Source organism: Chryseobacterium sp. MIQD13, from assembly GCF_050496705.1.
GTDB lineage: Bacteria > Bacteroidota > Bacteroidia > Flavobacteriales > Weeksellaceae > Chryseobacterium.
Genome location: NZ_JBNWAF010000005.1, coordinates 1 through 18,182, shown reverse-complemented (window position 1 = coordinate 18,182; position 18,182 = coordinate 1). Strand labels below are relative to the sequence as shown.

The 18,182-nt window shown below is 37.2% G+C and carries 14 protein-coding genes and 1 pseudogene; 5 read left to right on the top strand and 10 right to left on the bottom strand.

All coding sequences use genetic code 11. The features are described from left to right. Window positions 1–76: 76 nt before the first annotated feature. Window positions 77–1,228 (bottom strand): tetratricopeptide repeat protein, encoded by a 1,152-nt coding sequence (locus tag ACQWU4_RS19355; protein WP_429937389.1) that lies wholly within the window; start codon window positions 1,226–1,228, stop codon window positions 77–79. A gap of 173 nt (window positions 1,229–1,401) precedes the next feature. On the opposite strand from ACQWU4_RS19355, the gene ACQWU4_RS19350 reads away from it, so the two are divergent. The 4 genes from ACQWU4_RS19350 (at window position 1,402) to ACQWU4_RS19335 (ending at window position 4,440) form a co-directional block, all read left to right on the top strand. Further along, entirely contained in the window at window positions 1,402–2,157 is a 756-nt protein-coding gene (locus ACQWU4_RS19350; RefSeq protein ID WP_429937388.1) for a DUF6597 domain-containing transcriptional factor, read from the top strand. Window positions 2,158–2,190: 33 nt separating this feature from the next. Further along, complete coding sequence (locus ACQWU4_RS19345) at window positions 2,191–3,351, top strand: FAD-dependent oxidoreductase (protein ID WP_429937387.1); 1,161 nt, start codon at window positions 2,191–2,193, stop codon at window positions 3,349–3,351. Window positions 3,352–3,425: 74 nt separating this feature from the next. Further along, the gene (locus ACQWU4_RS19340; RefSeq protein ID WP_429937386.1) at window positions 3,426–3,932 is read left to right on the top strand and encodes a DinB family protein; all 507 of its coding nucleotides are present in this window, start codon (window positions 3,426–3,428) and stop codon (window positions 3,930–3,932) included. Window positions 3,933–4,062: 130 nt separating this feature from the next. Continuing rightward, window positions 4,063–4,440 carry a VOC family protein gene (locus tag ACQWU4_RS19335; RefSeq protein ID WP_429937385.1) on the top strand — a complete coding sequence of 126 codons (378 nt, stop codon included), beginning with the start codon at window positions 4,063–4,065 and terminating at the stop codon, window positions 4,438–4,440. Window positions 4,441–4,782: 342 nt separating this feature from the next. Here the strand turns inward: ACQWU4_RS19335 and ACQWU4_RS19330 are convergent, their stop codons facing one another. The 6 genes from ACQWU4_RS19330 to mug form a co-directional block, all read right to left on the bottom strand. Beyond that, a complete protein-coding gene (locus ACQWU4_RS19330) occupies window positions 4,783–8,268 on the bottom strand; it encodes a glycosyltransferase family 117 protein (protein WP_429937384.1) in 3,486 nt (1,161 codons plus the stop codon). 105 nt (window positions 8,269–8,373) lie between these two features. Then, a complete protein-coding gene (locus ACQWU4_RS19325; protein WP_429937383.1) occupies window positions 8,374–9,312 on the bottom strand; it encodes a hypothetical protein in 939 nt (312 codons plus the stop codon). An 87-nt stretch (window positions 9,313–9,399) separates the two neighbouring features. Further along, window positions 9,400–9,942 carry a helix-turn-helix domain-containing protein gene (locus ACQWU4_RS19320; protein WP_429937382.1) on the bottom strand — a complete coding sequence of 181 codons (543 nt, stop codon included), beginning with the start codon at window positions 9,940–9,942 and terminating at the stop codon, window positions 9,400–9,402. 302 nt (window positions 9,943–10,244) lie between these two features. Then, a complete protein-coding gene (locus ACQWU4_RS19315) occupies window positions 10,245–11,033 on the bottom strand; it encodes an SDR family oxidoreductase (protein WP_429937381.1) in 789 nt (262 codons plus the stop codon). A gap of 97 nt (window positions 11,034–11,130) precedes the next feature. Then, a complete protein-coding gene (locus ACQWU4_RS19310) occupies window positions 11,131–12,297 on the bottom strand; it encodes a cytochrome-c peroxidase (RefSeq protein WP_429937380.1) in 1,167 nt (388 codons plus the stop codon). Between the two features lie 72 nt (window positions 12,298–12,369). Beyond that, on the bottom strand, window positions 12,370–12,885 hold the full coding sequence (gene mug, locus ACQWU4_RS19305) for a G/U mismatch-specific DNA glycosylase (protein ID WP_429937379.1): 516 nt from the start codon (window positions 12,883–12,885) through the stop codon (window positions 12,370–12,372). Window positions 12,886–13,046: 161 nt separating this feature from the next. On the opposite strand from mug, the gene ACQWU4_RS19300 reads away from it, so the two are divergent. Further along, entirely contained in the window at window positions 13,047–13,349 is a 303-nt protein-coding gene (locus ACQWU4_RS19300) for a hypothetical protein (RefSeq protein WP_429937378.1), read from the top strand. 60 nt (window positions 13,350–13,409) lie between these two features. Here the strand turns inward: ACQWU4_RS19300 and ACQWU4_RS19295 are convergent, their stop codons facing one another. The 3 genes and pseudogenes from ACQWU4_RS19295 to ACQWU4_RS19285 all read right to left on the bottom strand — a co-directional run. Then, complete coding sequence (locus ACQWU4_RS19295; RefSeq protein WP_429937377.1) at window positions 13,410–15,209, bottom strand: serine hydrolase; 1,800 nt, start codon at window positions 15,207–15,209, stop codon at window positions 13,410–13,412. Window positions 15,210–15,503: 294 nt separating this feature from the next. Then, the gene (locus ACQWU4_RS19290; RefSeq protein WP_429937376.1) at window positions 15,504–16,031 is read right to left on the bottom strand and encodes a hypothetical protein; all 528 of its coding nucleotides are present in this window, start codon (window positions 16,029–16,031) and stop codon (window positions 15,504–15,506) included. Between the two features lie 72 nt (window positions 16,032–16,103). Beyond that, window positions 16,104–18,182, bottom strand: a pseudogene (locus ACQWU4_RS19285) (hypothetical protein); the annotation flags it as partial.

The window sequence follows — 18,182 nt, the reverse complement described above, 5'->3', positions numbered from 1 at the left end:
AAATGATTTATTTCCAGAAAATGATATCAAAGGTAATTGTTTTCCGGATGATTAATGTATACAGATTGATCCGGTTTTACTTCATTCCAGCCTGTTTTTGACCTGTAAGTGATATTATTCTCGCCTTTGCATAAGAAATCTGCTCTTTTTCCTTCTCAGGATCCGGCTTATTTTTAAGGTACAAGTGATAATAAGTCACTGCATTTTTAGTCTGTTTCAGGTTAAAATCATACAGAAGACCCAAACGATAATTAATAGTATTGCTGTTATCAAAAGTAAGACCTCTTTTGTAAGCTTCCTGAGCATCTGTAAAACGGTTCTTCGCTTCGTAAATACCACCCAAAGCAGTATAATAAAGGGCTGTATGATCAGAAATACCTTCATCAATGGTCTTTTTAGCATATATTGCTGCATAATCATATTCTTTAAGCTCGCGATAGCTCAAAGCCATGAAATATAAAGTACCTTCATTCTGAACACCAAGATCTTCAAGTGTTTTAAAAAGCGTTATACATTTTTGATATTCTTTTAAATAGAAATACGCCTGCCCCATTTCATTGATTACATTCACATCCGTATTCTTTTTTAGCAGCTTCTCTCCGGTCTCAACTACTTCTTTGTATTTACCCAACTGATTGGCTACCGGAAGCTGCGCCTGCTGAAGGGTAAAATTATCCTCATCAGCACCTATGGCTGTTTCCAGAACATCATAAGCTTTCTCGTATTGCTTAGTTTCCCGGTAGGCCATAGAAAGATCGTAAGCAATATCAGGATCTGTACTGTTTAGGATATTGGCTTTTTTAAGATATTGAAGTCTTGCTCCAGGTGTATCTGAAAAACCGGCCAGCTGCTTGTATGCACTGAAATTAAGGCTGTCCAGCTGAATGATTTCCGAAAGATAAGCCTTAGCTTTTGCAGTATTCCCTCTTCTGGAATTGATATGGGCCAGACTGAATAAGACAGGAATATTGTGAGGCTCTATAGCATTGACTTTCAAATAATTTTTCTCTGCTTCCGGAAATCTTCCGGACATCATATTACAGTATGCCATTTGTGTAAGGGCTTTTATATCTTTTGTATCTTCCGGGTATATACTCTGCAGATATTGGGCGGCTTCGGCGTAGCGTTGAGACTCATAGTATTCAAGCAGTTTTTCTTTATCAACCCCCTGAGCCAGAAGAAATTGAGTACTGAAAACAAAAAGACCTAGTAAAAGCCATAATTTCATAGTTGTGATTTATCACTAAATTATCAGTTATTTGAATATTTTCCAAATTTTCAGGTAAAATTATTCACCAAATTAAGACATATGCAAAATTTAATTAAAATTTATTTTATTAAGTCCAATTTTTTGTAATTTAAATTTTCAAAACAGAAGACTACAAAAAGAAGAGCATTTCTATGACCAGCGAATTCTATTGCAACTTTATCAAACCGGATCAGTCATTGGACAGCTTTGTAGAAAATATAGGCATGTTTCACAATCCGGCGGCTGAGGCAAAAGAAGTTGTTATACTGCCTGACGGAAGAATTGATTTATTCTTTATGAAATCCGGAAGTGATTCTTTCAGTGTACTTCTTGTCGGGCTGGAGACGGCACCTGAACAAAGAAGTATTCCGCCAGAAACCATTGCTTATGCAGTCAGTTTCAGACCGCTAGCTGTGGAATATATTCTTCACACTTCAATTGCAGATCTGCTCAACAGCGGTAAAAGCCTTCCCGACAATTTCTGGAATATGAATGACCGTGATTTTAAAAATCTTGAAACATTTACAGAAAAGATAACGGAAAGAATAACAGAATTGCTTCCTGAAACTGTTGATGAAAGAAAACACAGGCTTTTTAACCTCATTTATTCTTCAAACGGCGAAATGAGCGTGAAGGAACTTTCAGAAAAAACAGGCTGGAGCAGCAGGCAGATCAACCGCTATTTCAATCAATATTTCGGACTTTCTTTAAAGTCATATTGCAGCATTCTGCGTTTCAGGACATCTTTGGGCCATATTGCGGAAGGCAAGCTTTTTCCTGAGCTTAATTTTGCAGATCAGACGCATTTCATCAAAGAAATCAAAAAATTTTCCGGCGTAGTTCCAAAGGAATTATCCAAAAACAAAAATGACCGATTTATACTATTATCCGTATTGAAACAAAAATAATTTTGCATCAGTAAAATTTAAAATTACAATACCATGTTAATAGAAAACAAATCGATAGCCATAGTAGGCGGTGGTCCCGGAGGATTAACGCTGGCAAGACTTTTACAGCTTAAAAATGCTAACGTAAAGGTATACGAAAGAGATCTTAATAAAAATGCACGGGTTCAGGGTTCTCCACTTGATATGCATGAAGGATCAGGATTGGATGCCATCCGAGGTGCTGATCTTCTGGATGAATTTAAGAAGAATTACCGTCCCGGTGCAGATAAAATGCTGATTGTAAATGAGAGTGCAGAAATATTATTCAACGATCACGAAACAAAACCTGACGAAGATTTCGGTAATGAACACTTCCGTCCTGAAATAGACCGCGGCCCTTTAAGAAATATGCTTCTGGATTCTTTACAACTCGAAACAGTTGTCTGGGACAGTCATTTCATTTCAATGGAAACCCATAATGAAGGCTGGATGCTCCACTTTAAAAACGGTTTTTCTGCCTATGCGGATATCGTTATCGCTGCTGATGGCGCCAATTCCAGAATCAGGCCTTATCTTACAGATCTTAAGCCTGTCTATTCAGGTATTTTAATGCTGGAAGGTAATGTTTATAATGCTGAGAAAGCTGCTCCCCATATCAAAAATCTGATAAAGGACGGTAAAATAATGGCTTTCGGAAAGAATAAAAATATCCTTATGGGACAGAAAGGAAGCGGTGATCTGGGATTCTATGCAAGCTTCAGGGCTGATGAAAACTGGGCGGCAGAAAGCGGTCTGGATTTTTCCGATCAAAAACAGATGTCGGAATGGTTTAAAAAGGAATACCCGGAATGGAGCAGCATCTGGTACGAACTTTTTGAAAATTCTTCCGTGCCTTTTATCCCGCGTCCTATTTATTTTATGCCTTTGGATCAGACATGGGATACAAAACCTAATCTTACCCTTCTTGGAGATGCTGCTCATGTAATGCCTCCTTTTGCAGGAGAAGGGGCTAATATGGCAATGCTTGATGCTTTGGAATTGAGTGAATGCCTTACTTCTGATCAGTTCAGTACATTGCAGGAAGCCATTGCCCATTATGAAAAAATTATGCGCAAAAGAGCCGCCGAAGCCACGAAAGAATCCCTTGAAAACGGTGATAAGATGCATTCTGAAACTGCATTGAACGATATGCTGGAGTTTTTCACCAGTCATTAGAAGTTACCTCAAATAATCTGTTTTTTTCTCTTATATTTATATTTCGATGTTTTTCACTTTAAAAAATCTGGCACATGGAAATAACTTCTGTTCAATCATTCATTGATTATTATGAAAAAGTACGGTCAAGAACACTCCGGCTGATAGACGTGGTTCCACCTGAACATCTTGATTTCTCTTATAAACCGGGTAAATTTACGATTGGTGATCAGATCAGGCATATTGCTGCCATCGAAAGGTATATGTACGGGGAAACCATTTCGGGAAGAAAAAGTGCTTATCAGGGTTGTGGGAAGGAACTGGCAGATGGCTATGACAATATATTAAGGTTTTTCAATGAAATGCACAGAGAAACCATAGAGATCATTCAAGAACTTTCGGATGATGAACTGAACCGCAAATGTCTGACTCCTCCGGGTAATGAAATATCCATATGGAAGTGGCTAAGAGCTATGGTAGAGCATGAAATCCATCACAGAGGCGAATTATATATTTATCTTAATCTTCTGGATATAAAAACACCTCAGATCTATGGTTTTTCTGCAGAAGAGGTACAGAATATGAGTATAAAATTATCATAACTAAAGAAATAATGACAGCGTTTACAATCCGGATATTCTGATCGAAAGTTTTGCATATATTTGAAATCAGGGAAAAGTATAGATCAGATTCCCGACCAGACTTTATCATTTAACAACTAAAAAAATAAACATGAAAAAAGTAACAGGAATCGGAGGAATCCTTTTCAAATCAAAAGACCCGGGTGCAATGAATGATTGGTATAAAACCCATCTGGGTCTTGAAACAAGCCCTTACGGAACCAGCTTTGAATGGCGTGAAAGTGAAGATCCTAACAAAAAAGGGCTTACACAATGGGCTCCTTTTTCAGAAACCACAAAATATTTTGAACCTTCCACAAAAGATTTTATGATCAATTACAGAGTGGAAAATCTGGAAGCACTGGCAGAGGAACTGAAAAAAGAAAATGTTACAATCCTGGATACCATTGAAACCTATGATTACGGAAAGTTCCTGCATATTCTGGATCTGGAAGGAAACAAGATTCAATTATGGGAACCGATCGATTAATATTGATCTAAATTTCAGAAAACAAAAAATCATATAGAAAATAAAAAGTCCGGTATTGTTCCGGACTTTTTATTTAGATAGGCTCTATTTTTCTCCGATCAGTTTTCAAATTTAAGAATTGAGCGGAATTTTCCATTTTTTGAATCTTTTATTTTTTAACGCAAAGGTTTTAGCTTAATACGTCTGCCTAATCGGGGGTACAACCACTATTCTTTGCTTCTCTTAAAATGATAAGAGTCTTACATAAACTTTGCGTTAAAAAATATCCATACAATTTTCTTTCTGCTTTTGTATTTATCATCTACGTTTCTCTTTTTAGACTCTTTTATTTTATTCAAAAATTTATTGGGTCACTTTGATCATTGCTCTGGTAATCTGATCCTCTTTTTCTTTTGAATACGTAGAATCAAAAGGCTGCATTACATCAAACAGATATTGATAGAAAGGTGCAATTTTCTGTACTTTTTCAGATTCTTTTATAGCTTTTTCTTTACCCATTTGCTGAAGCGTATTGATAAAAGCATTGAACTTTTTATCAATCGGGTCTATGGATTTTACAAGATAAGCGTATGCCCTTTCATTCTGACCCAGCTTTTTGTAAGCATCTGTAACCGCCGATACCACAAGGGAATATTCCATCGGTTTCACTCTCATCTGTTTAGCTGACTGTCTCTGAAATTCAGGAGAAAGACTCATATAATAATCATATTCTTCAAAAATTTCTTTTTTCAGAATATCTGCCAGTTCAAGACCTTTCTTTTCCTGCCCTGCAATAATGTAAGCAGTAACTATTGAACTCAATGAACGTGGATCGTTATATTTCTCAGCAGGAATTTCTTTTGATACAAGATCCAATAATTCCACTGCTTTAGCTTTTTGTCCGCTCAATGCCAATGCAGAAGCAGCTCTTCCTGCAGTCATTCTGTAACCTATGATATTTGAAGTCGCCGCTTCATCGTAATGGATGCTTAAGTCTTTAAAATTCCCCCATCTGAAATTTTTCACAACATTATAAAGTGAGTTCACATCTACCCTGCCAATATCTCCATTCTCATTCGAAACGGTATGGATAGGCACAAGTTTGTAGCTGAATCCTTCAAACTGAAGATATTCGTCGAGGTAAAAAATGTTTTCACTGTCGTATATTCCTCCTGATGAGAAATTAATTGAGCGTTTCCAGTCAAAATTGGCTAATAAATCCAACATCATCAGATTATTTTTATAAAGCGTGTTTCCTTTATAAGTAATCATGATCTGGTTGACTACATTCGGAAGATCTGCCTGAGTGATGATTCCGGCCCTTAAAGCATTTTCCTTATTGACAGGAAGAACAAATTTGTTTACCGGAAGAATATTGTATTCTGCATATTTTTCTTCCCCGAAATACATTTTCAAAAGTTCATCTTTTTCAGAAGACTTGAATTTCAGGAAGCTGATAGCCTCTTTCAATGTCAGTGAATCCTGCGTAAGGTATTTTCTGAATGCCTGGAATTCCGTATCAGGAGCACCCTGCTCTTTCAGCATGGAGAAAATTCCTTCCCAGTCTTCTTTTTTCATCATGTAGATCTGGTCATTTACACCATCCCTATAGTCTTCATGGGTTAATTGCGTAGGAATTGCCTCTGCATTATAAGTTTTTCTCTTTACCTGATCAATATACCAGGGAGTCGCCAAAAGCGTGAAATTTACCGTTTTTACGTCGTCACGGAACCGCTCTGTCTCCTGAATAGCCCATACCGGAAAAGTATCATTATCACCGTAAATAAAAATAATATCATCTTTAGAGAGTGATTTCAGAAATGAATAGGCATAGTCCCTCGCCGCCGATTTTTTACTTCTGTCATGCGGTGTATAGTTCTGAAAGCCCATCATAAAAGGTACTCCCAATAAAACCACACCTAAAGCAATATTAGCTCCATTGGATTTTACTTTGGATTGAATAAACCATAAAATAGCTGCTGCTCCAAGACCTATCCAGATCGCAAAGGCATAGAACGAACCTACCATTGCATAATCTCTTTCCCTTACTTCAAAAGGTTTTACTCCTGTATAGAAAACAATTCCAATGCTTGTTAAAACAAATAATGAAAGCAGTGCATAAAATCTTCCAAAGTCTCTGTTCAACTGGAAAAAGAAACCAATCAATCCTAAAATCAGGGGTAAAAAGAAGAATTTCACCGTACTTTCATTCTTGAATTTTGCAGGCATTTTATCCTGATTTCCAAGCAGTGCATTGTCTATAAAAGAAATCCCGGAGATCCAGTTTCCTCTTGTGTTTTCCATTTTTCCTTCAAGGTCGTTCTGTCTTCCCACGAAGTTCCACATCAGGTATCTTACAAAGTAATACCCATTCTGGAAGGTAATGAAGTAATCCATATTCTGAGCCAGTGAAGGTTTCTGAACATTAATCAGATTGTATGGCTTCACTTTCAGGTAATCTGCTGCGGTAATGGTTTTATCTTCATACTTCCCTCTTAATTCATCAAAGATCTGCTTAGCCTGAGGATTATCTGCCACATCTTCATTAGCATAATTGAAGGTAAAATCAGGAGCTCCGTACATAGAAATGTAATTCGCCATTACATCCTTGTCCTGATTAAACATTCTCGGCATTAAACTCACCTGAGATTTACTGAATACATAATTAAACCTGTCGCCCGTTTTTCTGTAGGTTCCGGTTTTTTCATCTTTTTCATAAATATCGCCGGTTTTTATTGTCTTGAAACTTCCGTCTTCATTTTTTTCCATTCCATTCGCATCAAGGAAAGCAGTGTAGTTTTGACCGTAAATGGTAGGCCAGTCACCATATTGTTCCCTGTTGTAATAATCAAGCATGCCAATAGCAGTATCAGGATCATTAAGGTTCATTGGAGGATTGGCATTCGCTCTGATAGGAATAACCATCCAGCATGAGAAACCTATAACCATATAGACAACCGATAGAGCTATTGACTGGAAAAGCTTTCTTTTAGCTTTTCTGGCATATTTAATCATGAAATAAGACAGTGCAGACATTAAAATAAAGGCAGCAATTGTTCCTGAGTGGAAAGGAAGTCCAAGTCCGTTTACAAAGAATATTTCCAGTCTTCCGAACATCGTCATGATAAGCGGGAAAATAATTTTGAAAACAATAGTTAAAATTCCCAGCGTGATGGCATTAGCCCAGATAAAGTTTTTCCAGGTAAATTTGTAATTCCTTGCATAATATACCAGACATACCGCCGGAACTGCAAGCATACACATCATATGTACTCCTACAGAAAGTCCCAATACAAAGAAAATAAGGATGATCCACCTTTCATTATCGGCGGCTTTATATTCATTTTCCCATTTGGTAATCAGCCAGACAAGAAGTGCAATAAACATTAAAGCCATAGAATATACTTCACCCTCTACTGCAGAAAACCAAAAGCTATCTGAAAATGTAAAGCATAAAGCTCCTACTGCTCCTGCAAAAAGAATGGAAATTTCCTGATGTTTTGTAATTTCATCAAAGTCCTTATTTAACAGCCGTCTTACAAAATGGGTAATTGTCCAGAACAAAAATAAAATGGTAAATGCACTGAAAATTGACGACATTGCGTTGATCACAATAGCATAATTCTGTTCATTCCCCAATGCAAATATACTGGCCGCAGCACCCACGATCTGGAATAAAGCAGCTCCGGGAGCATGCGTTACTTCAAGTTTTACAGCAGAGGAAATATACTCACCGCAGTCCCAGAAACTGAGATAATGTTCCATGGTGGAAAAGTAGGTAATCAATGCAATGACGAAAATCACCCATCCTAAAACGGTATTCCATTTTTTAAAAGACCAGTTCTTCATATACTATGTAATTTCAATACATAGTATGACAACCCAGACCAAGGAATTATTACATGGTCGTAAAGAAAAATACCCTTTTACAATTGACAATTTTCGAATAAAAGATTATTCTACTTTAAACTTTTCGTTTTTACAGTCTAAAATCAGCTTATGGTTCAGAAAAAGTTTATTTCCTGTCATTCCCTGCATTCCTGAGCTTTTCATCAGAAAATTCTGCATTTTTGAGGTTCCTTCTATATAAGTCACTTCTGAGAGCTTCAGATCAGAATGTCCAATTTTAATCGTATGGTGAGCAGGTGCAGAAATAACGCTCAGGGTATTTCCCCAGGAGTTTCCTTTTTCCTTTTTAATATTTCCGCCCGGTATTCTGTATTTTTCCCATTCCTCTTTATTCATAATCAGTTCGTATCCACTGGTTCCCGAATCGTAAAGCAGCTTCAGCTTTTTATTTTCCACCTCAGAAGGCAATAAAATTTTTCGTTTTTTGAATTCAAAGGTTTCAAAACCTTCCTCATTAATATTCTCCAAGAATGAGAGCATTCCATTTTTAAAATCCAAAACAGCAATTCTTTTCTCTAAAAGATCTGTCCCTATCGTTCCAATGATTTGGTCTGCTTCAGTACTATCGAAATTGAAGATGCTTCCATAATCGATCAGTTCAAAACCTTTAGAAGCAATATTCATATTTTCTATGCTGAACTGTAAAGAGATAAGGTTTTTCTCTTCATCGAATTTAACCTGATCCTGAAATTTTCCCCGGATGGATTCCAGTGGTTTTCTATAAAACAAAGTGCTTGGCGAACCGGAATCCAGCTGCATATAAAAGATCCTGTCAATACCTTTCAGTTTTACCGGAACCAGAACTGCCGCGTGGGGATTTCCTTCATCAGAATCCCAATGTATAGCAATATTTTGGGCAACTCCTGAAACATTCAGTGTGTTTTCGGAAGGAGTAAATTTTTTATCAAAATATAAGTAGCCTCCCAGTAATAACAATACCATAAATGCAGCAACCGATAATGCAATTTTTTTAAAGATTTTCATGCTTAAATTTTCTGCAAGATTCAGCATTATCATCTGATTTTTCTTCAAAAATCATACGACATCTTTACGTCATTTTTACGACATCGTTTATAAAAAACTGGTTTTCAATTTAATACACAGATCTTCTTTTGTATTTAAGCAGATCCCGTTTTTAATAATAACCAACAGTTTGAGACAAAGAAAAGCGATTAAAAAGATAAGAAAAAGCGGAGTTTTTATAGATAATGACTTTTGAATAAACGGACTGATGATCATTAAAACAGAAATGATAACCGCCAGAATAATCTGGATACTTACTATATTTTTTCCAAGATCTTTATTAAACGGATCCTTAGTTTTGTAAGTTAAAATTAAAGGAAATATGACACCTCCAAAGGGTATAATCAATCCCAGCAAGGCGGAAAGATTAATTAATTTTGCCCTGTCAACAGTAGATTTTTCCTCAGCTGTAAAGATCAGGTCTCCGGGTTCTGTTTCCAAAGTCCGGGCAATGGCTTGAAGGGTAAATCCTTTGGGAATATTCCCTGCTTCAATACGCTGAACTGTGCGTAATGAAAGGCCAGATCTTTCGGCAAGTTCAGCCTGAGTCATATTTTTCTTTTCTCTTAAAATTTTAACCGTGTTTTTCATTTGGGGTTATTAATTTTAATTATAGCGCTTCATTATTTTTTGAGATAAACCCTATTAAAAGCTTGTATTTTTTAACGCAAAGATTTCTTAGGCAATGTTAAATTTTAAGGAAAGCAAAGGGTCCAACTACGTCGTTGATGAAGCTAAGTGGATAAAAAGACCGCTTAATCGAATCAGTTTTGCTGATTCTCTTCTTTGCTTTTCTTAAAATATTTGCAATCAAAATAAATCTTTGCGTTAAAAACAGCATTTACAATGGTCAGTATTTACATCACAATCAATATTTTGCTCCGCTTTGTTAATTAATAGGTATTATTCAGTCCCCCATCCAAAGGAATACTGGTTCCGGTAAGATAGGATGAATACTCTGAGGCCAGAAAAGCAGCCAGATGACCATATTCTTCGGTTTTGCCAAGTCTTTTCATCGGAATTTTATTTTCTCTGGCTTTTTTTATTTCTTCCTGCGATTTACCCGTTTTCTGTGATTCATGGCTGATCAGGTTCTGAATACGTTCTGTATCAAAATACCCTGTCAAAATATTATTGACCGTAATCTGATGCTGTGCTACTTCATTGGACAACGTTTTTGCCCAGGCAATCACTGCGGAACGGATAGTATTTGAAAGTGATAAATTCCCGATAGGTTCTTTTACAGACAGCGAAGAAACATTGATAATACGTCCGTTTTTCTGCTTTATCATATGAGGTAAGGCCAATAATGTTGTTTCGCAGACTGTTTTAAAAAGCAGGTCAAATGCTTTTTGGTAATCATCAACATTTTTTTCCAGCGCCAGTCCCGGCTCCGGACCATTGGTATTGTTAACCAGAATATCTATTGAATTATGATTGAAATATTCAGAAATAATTGTCCTGTACTCTTCAAAATTGGAAAAATCTGCTACCAGATATTGATGTTTCTGTCCGGAATTGATTACCGGTAATGAAGACACCATGTTTTTAAGTTTATTTTCATTGCGGGCCATCACTGTTACATTCGCGCCACATTTTGCCAGCTCCAAGGCTATTCCTGCTCCTATTCCCTGAGTAGCAGCTCCTACCAAAGCATTTTTTGAAAAAAGATCAATATTCATAAATGATAATTATTGCTGATTATTGGTATATAAATGTAGCAAAAAAGCTTCATATTTTAATCAATGAATCTTTAATTACAGCTATATAAATGTAAGCTTACTGAGGTAATGCTGGAGGCACTACTCTTTCCGGTTTCGTAGACAAAGTCCTTAGAAATGCTTCCAGCTGGCTAATTTCTTCATCGGTAAGATCCAACAGTCTTACAAAACCTGATTTTTCAGAAGTAAGTACTGTCCCCAGATGAACGGTTGCCCTTTTTTGGGAATGTTCAGGATTCCCTCTGCTGTAAAACTGAATCACTTCTGTAAGGGTCGTCATAGAACCATTATGCATCCAGGGCCCTGTCCTTGATACTTCACGAAGTCCAGGCACACGGAATTTTCCGGCATCTTCCGGCTTTTTGGTCACCAGATATCTGCCTAGGTCTTCCTCTTTTGAGCCTAATGAAGAGGTTCCTACATTTTCAAACTGATTATTGGAAAAATAACCGGAACTGTGACAGTTCATGCACTGGGCTTTGGTCCTGAAAAGGTGGAGCCCCATCAATTCATCATCTGAATAAATTTCTGATTTTCCATCAATGAACTGATCAAATTTAGAAGTCCCGCTCCTGATTGTTCTTTCAAAAGCCGCTATTGCTTTTGAAATCCTGTCCTTCGAGACCATTTTATCTCCAAAAGCTTTTTCAAAGAGCATCTCATATCCCTTGATTTTGGCAATTTTTCCGGCTGCCAGATCAATGTGGCCGTTCATTTCCCGTTCATCACGGATCGGCATCTCCGACTGTTCTTCAAGAGACGCAGCGCGACCGTCCCAAAATAAAGACTGTGCATAAACAACATTCAGGATGCTCATTGCATTTCTGGTACCAAGCTGCCTGTCGTGCCCGAAAGAGAAGGTTCTGTTATCGCACCAGCCCAGCTCAGGATCATGGCATGAAGCACAAGCAATCTGATTGGATTTGGACAGTCGCGGATCGTAAAAAAGTGTTTTTCCCAGCAGTGCTTTATCTTCGGAATAAGAATTCTCTTTAGGAAACGGTACTTCCGGCAAATGTCCTATCTCAGAAAAATAAGGTCTGGCGTCGGGATCTAAAATTGGCTTGGGCCATTTTGAAGCGTCTCCGGAAGAGTATAATTTCCTCAATTCGGCAAGGAATGAGGTTTTCTCTTTAATTTCTTTCTGAACGCTGTTGCTGAAACAGTTGTGCAAAAAAGAAACGGCAAGAAATGTAATTAATATCCAGCTCAGGACATTCTTCATGGATAACAGGTTTTTGACAAAAATAGGAAATCTGACAGATACATTTCAAAACCGGCAGGAAGATTTCATTTTTTAATCTTTTTCCGAATCATTTTGAATCTGATTATAAAACTCCCTGTAAGCTGCAACAAGATCATCAAGGGTGAACCCTCTGTTCAAACCACTTGTATTTGGCAATACCCAAACGCCTGAACCACAAAAGTCTTCATGCTGCGGACCCCAGGAAATTTGTTTCTTTTTGAAAAAAGCCTGATATGCTGCCTTACCAAGAAATACAATATACTTTGGCTGAAATTCCGTCATTTTTAGGCTAAAATCTTCAAGAGAATCATCAAATTCATTTTTTGAAAGCTCATCAGCGCGGGATGTTGCTCTTGCTACAGCAGTTGTAAGGCCATATCCGAAATCCAAAATATTTCTGTCGTTCTCTGCTTCAATCTGGTACGGAGTAAATCCTGCTTTATGCATTACTTTCCAAAAACGATTGCTCTTTCCGGAAAAATGATGTCCGTCTTCAGCAGATTTCAAGCCGGGATTAATTCCACAAAAGATAACGGTGAGGTTTTTGGCGATGATATCTTTTAACATTTTAAATTCAGATGGATTTTATAATTTTCTATATACAGCAATATAATACTTATTTTAAAATATCCAATATTCATCTCTGTTGTCACTGATTATCAATTAAAAAATCAATAAAAAAACAATTATGGCACAAATATTATTGTATATCATATAAATACACCAAGATGGAAAACCTATTACAAAACATAGACCTGATACATCAGTATTTGTCTATGAGTATCACCCACCAGTTTCACTTAACTGTTGATCTGGAGGATGAATATATTTTCACCCAGAATATTGTTTCTCAAAAAACTATTATTGTTGCTACATTTACCAATAAAATACTGCTATATCCTGAATTGAAATTATTTTTATCCGCAGTGATTGCCGAGATCAATAACGGAAAATGCACTGCTGATCTTATCCGCGAAAGGATCAAATATTTTGAGGAAATGAAGCATCAGCCGGTCAGAAAGGTTATTTAAATAAAAAATCTCTACAGATGATGTAAGGATTATTCTGATATTACTGCAGTTATTTTAGTATTATAATGTTTTTAAGATCTTTGAAGCATCTTCGTTTTTAGGATCTATCTGCAATGCCTTTTGATAGCTTTCTTTGGCTTTTTCCTTTTGTCCGGCCTTCAGATAAGCTTCACCAAGGCTGTCGTAAGTATTTGCCCTTTCAGGATATAATAAAGTATTTAAACGGAAAACATCAATGGCTTTTGTAAACTCTTTTTTGTTAAGCTGCCCATAACCTACATTGTTCAGATAGTCTTCGGCAAGAAGACGATGGTTCGCATCTTTGATTTTTGCATTTCTGTAGGCTTCCAGTCCTTCATCAAAATTTCCATCCAGAATCATTTCCAAAGGAGTTTTTTCATTATCACTTAACTTTGAATCCTGTCTGATTTTACCGTCGGAAAGAAGCTGTACCAGTTCTGTCTTTCCTGTCTGGGGATTTTCCACCACTTTAAGGTTACAGTTCCACTCCCGGAATGAATATGTGTTTTTTCCTGTTTTTATAAGCTCCATAGGATTCTCTGTATTGTTGACGGCCATCAGTTTTCCTTTTTCACGGTATATTTTGAAAAAACCGTACATATCATTTCTGTAACGTCCTACATTACTGAAATCTTCATTATTTAAAGGTAAAATCTTATTAACCGGAGGATTAAACTTCGGCCAGTGATAGACTTCAGCTACTGAACGGACAAGCTCTTCAACAAAATCCGGCTTATTGGTATTTGTTAAAACCACAATTCCGTCACCGCTTGTTTTACTGGCTATAAATCTGCTGGAGAAACCTTCGTTCCAGCCCCCATGATTGAAATAGATCTGCCCGTGCCTGTTCTCCAGAAAAATTCCTAATCCCATAAACGGATCAATGAAAGGGGTTGTAAATTCTTCTGCAGTTTTTTGTGAAATTATGGTACTGCTTTTACCACTAAGGGTATTTTGAACATCAATTATAAATTTAGCCAGATCTTCAGCAGTGGTCCATAAACCGGCTGGTGCCTGTTCCGGATAGATATGGTATTTTCCCGGAACCTTTATGCCTTCCTGGTTATAGGCTGTAGCTGCATACTGAGACATCTGTCCGGATAAAGGCTGGGAAAAGGTACTGTTTTTCATGTTCAGCGGCATGAGTACTTTTTCGTTCATAATGGTGGTAAAATCTTTGCCTTCTATATCCATTAACATCTGCTGCATGACACAATATCCACCTCCTGAATAGCGGAAGGGCGTGCCGGGAAGTTTATCTACAAAAATGGCAGGAGAATTGGCCGGGCTTTGTCCTTCCAACAACTGAAGAAGTGTAGGAACAGGTTTATCTGTTTTGTAACCTTCAAAACCGGACACTGTAAGGCCTGCGGTGTGACTCACTATATTTTTGAGGCTTACTTTTTTTTCTTTTGTAAATTTATTTTCAGGAATCTTCCAGGATTTCAGATAGGTATTTACATCAGCATCGGGGTTTATTTTTCCGGCTTCAACTTCCGTTAATGCAGCATATACGCTTACCGGCTTGCTCATAGATGCCGCCTGGAACAGTGTTTTGGTATTTACCGGAGTTTTGGATTCCACATCTGCAAAACCATAGGTTTTAGTCCAGATCACTTTGGAATTTTTAATGACCGCAATGCTCACTCCAGGAATATTGTAATGTTTCATTCTGGATTCCAGTGTCCAGAGAGGTTCACCCTGAAAATGGACTACAGGCATTAATCCTGCTTCTACTTTAGCAATTTCTTTGTTAAGCTGAGTTGTTGTCTGTGCAGACACCGGAATTACCGTCATCCCGATCATGAATGCAGTATAAAGAGGAGCTTTGGCTTTCATTTTTAATTTTGAAATTTAGTTGCTCAAAAATAGATAAGTTTTAACAGGAAATAAGTATTTTTTTATCGTATTTCAAAAATTAGCAGTAAAATATTTTCTAAACAGCTCAATCTCTGATAATCACTAATTTTTCACCCAATTTAAACATTCTGTGATCTGTCTTTTACTGATGAAAACATCTGAACTGATTTTACTTATTAATGACAATACAAAAAGAAGCTGTAATTTTAATCAATTACAGCTTCTTTGTAGATTCCTGAATATTTTTATTTATACTCTTTTTTCAGGATATTCTTACGGTTTCCAAAACGTCCATATTGTACCATTATAAACAGCCAGCTGTTTTTTTACAGTGTCATATACCAGCATTCCCGCGCTTGGATTGATGATATTCAGATGTGGGCTTGCTACTTTTGGTAAAACCATTGCCTTATCCACATCTGCAAGAACCAGTATCCCTTTGGTAGTATCCGTTCCTCCTGCCGTTGTACTGATGCAGACTTTAGCTCCCGGCTGCTCTTCTCTGTCAGCTCCCTGAATGCTCAGATCTGCAGTTCCGGTTGTATCAACACTTAAATCGAACCAGGTATTGGTATCTTTTAAATATTTTACTTTATTATCTAAAGCATCAAAAAGAATGGTTCCCGTTTCTGTAATCCCGGTTTTATCCGTTACATAGGGAAGCAGTAAACCTTTGTTTTCAGTATCGCCAAATTCTAAAGATACAGAACCGTTACTTACACTTTCTCTGCTTATCCCGATTTGCGCCTGTACTAAACCACCCATTAAGAAGCTGCCCGCTATTATTATATTTTTAATCATTTTTTGCTATTATTTTAATGAAAACTGAGAACCAGAAAAATCTTCATCATTCCGGCTCTCAAAAAATTATTTTTAATCCGGACAGGTTTGAGTTGTCATACAATACCATCCGAATGTACTACCTCCATCCTGTGAAGTATACATTTTCAAACATTTGTTTGTTGTATCATAAACGAGCATTCCTTCAACAAAATTAACCGTCGGTATTCCAACCGGATTTCCCGAAGCATTGAAAGCCATTCTATTAACAACAAAACCTTTTGTTTTAGCTTCTAAAACCAGCCATGCTCCATTACGTACTGCAGGCCAGTTATCTGCATTCTGATTTCCGGTTCTCATTAATGAGCTGATTCCCACCTTACTGACCAAAGCCGGATTTCCTGTAGAAGGATTTGTACCTGGTTTATAACAAACCGTATTTTCGAGTGTAGCAAATGTGATGTATCTTTTTGTATTTTCACTGTCAAAATTATGGCTGAACACCCACTTACCAGATACTTTTGTCCCCTGTACGAGGATTCTGTTGGTTGTAAAACCGGCATCATCGGCAATTACCATATATACAGAATTAGGATTGTAGAACTGACTTTCATAAGCTGATAAATCTGCCTGAAAATATGCATTTTCTGTTGTTCCGGTTCTTTGCAGTAACCATTTTCTCTGGGTAATCTTTGCATTTCCATTTCCGAAATTTATTACCTGCATAGGAACAGCAACAACATTATTATCCCCTATCATTAAAAATTCCTGATCGTCTGAGACAGCAGTTCTGGATGCAGCAAGGTTTTCTGAAATAAAATCGTTATCAGTTGCCATTGTAAGGATAGTCCCTGCATTGACACTGTTTGAAACTTTTTGATGCAATACTGAAATATCATCACGACCTATACCGAAAATATTATTATTAAATGCCACATCTACAGCTCCATTCCATATTTCTGTACTTGTGGAGGACAAATAATGATCTGTTGCTGTACGTGCTAAAGTGATTCCATATTTTACAGCTAAATAAGAATCTACCCTTCTTCTTTCTGATGCTGTTATACTTCCTGCTCCATAGATCACTGTTTCTCCAATATCTCCAATAAATCCCCAGTCATCACCTCCCGGAGGATTGATTCCACCGTTTGCCCCAAAAATATGACCTCCTGTTACAGGCCCAATGGCACTGTGTGTACTACTAACTGTATTATCAGCCCCATTAAGACCTTTGCTCAGTAAAGTATCTGCAAAGTTGTAATACATAATACTTGGAATGTCTGAACTGAACGATACAGATCCCGGGTTAGCAGAATATACTAATCCCCCTGTACTGTTTCTTCTGGCAATAACACTATTATAATAAAGTCCCGGTGAATCCCAGTTAGCTCCGTCGAATGTGGTATTATTTCTTCCGATATTAAAATACCGGCTACCTCCTGTCATCCCTTCTTTAGTAAAAGTAAAAATGTCATAATTCAAACTTGTCAGGGTCTGTACAGAGATATTTCCGATCATCTGCTGGATAGCTGTGAAATTTATTCCCGGATTAAAATTAAAATAATTAGCAGTTCCTATTTTATATTTAGGAAGAGGAGCTGCAGAAATTTTTGAAGATACTGTTGCTGAAGTTTGATCAGTCCAGGAAGTTACATCTGTACCATTACCCGTATTCACGACATCTTTATCAGCTCTGTACCAATAGCTAAGGCCATTGATAACTCCTCCAGGTGCTTTTCCGTTACCCGCAAAAGTAAAGTAATTTCCATCATTGAAAGTTACAGTAGCAGTATTGTATTCCACTCCATTTACTGTAACAGTGTTTGTCATTGGAATAAATTCATCTGATGTATCAAATGAAGCATCTGTGGAACGTACCAGATGTAAATTTGAAATTCCTTTAGGCCATGCTACAATTACATTTCCTGTATTTCCTGTATTCTGAACTTTCCATATTGAAGAAAACCTGTAGTTTATTTCGCCTCCCGGAGCTGAAGGATATGGTAAAGAAACGGCCAATGCCTGCTTCAGCCCATTATCTCCAACGATAAGAAACTGTCCGTTAGTAAGCGTGTTTGTATTGGCTGCATTGGTATTGAACAATGAATTACCGGCTCCCAGAATCAGTTTCTGATCAGGATTAACACTTCTTGACTGTTTCTGATACAATGC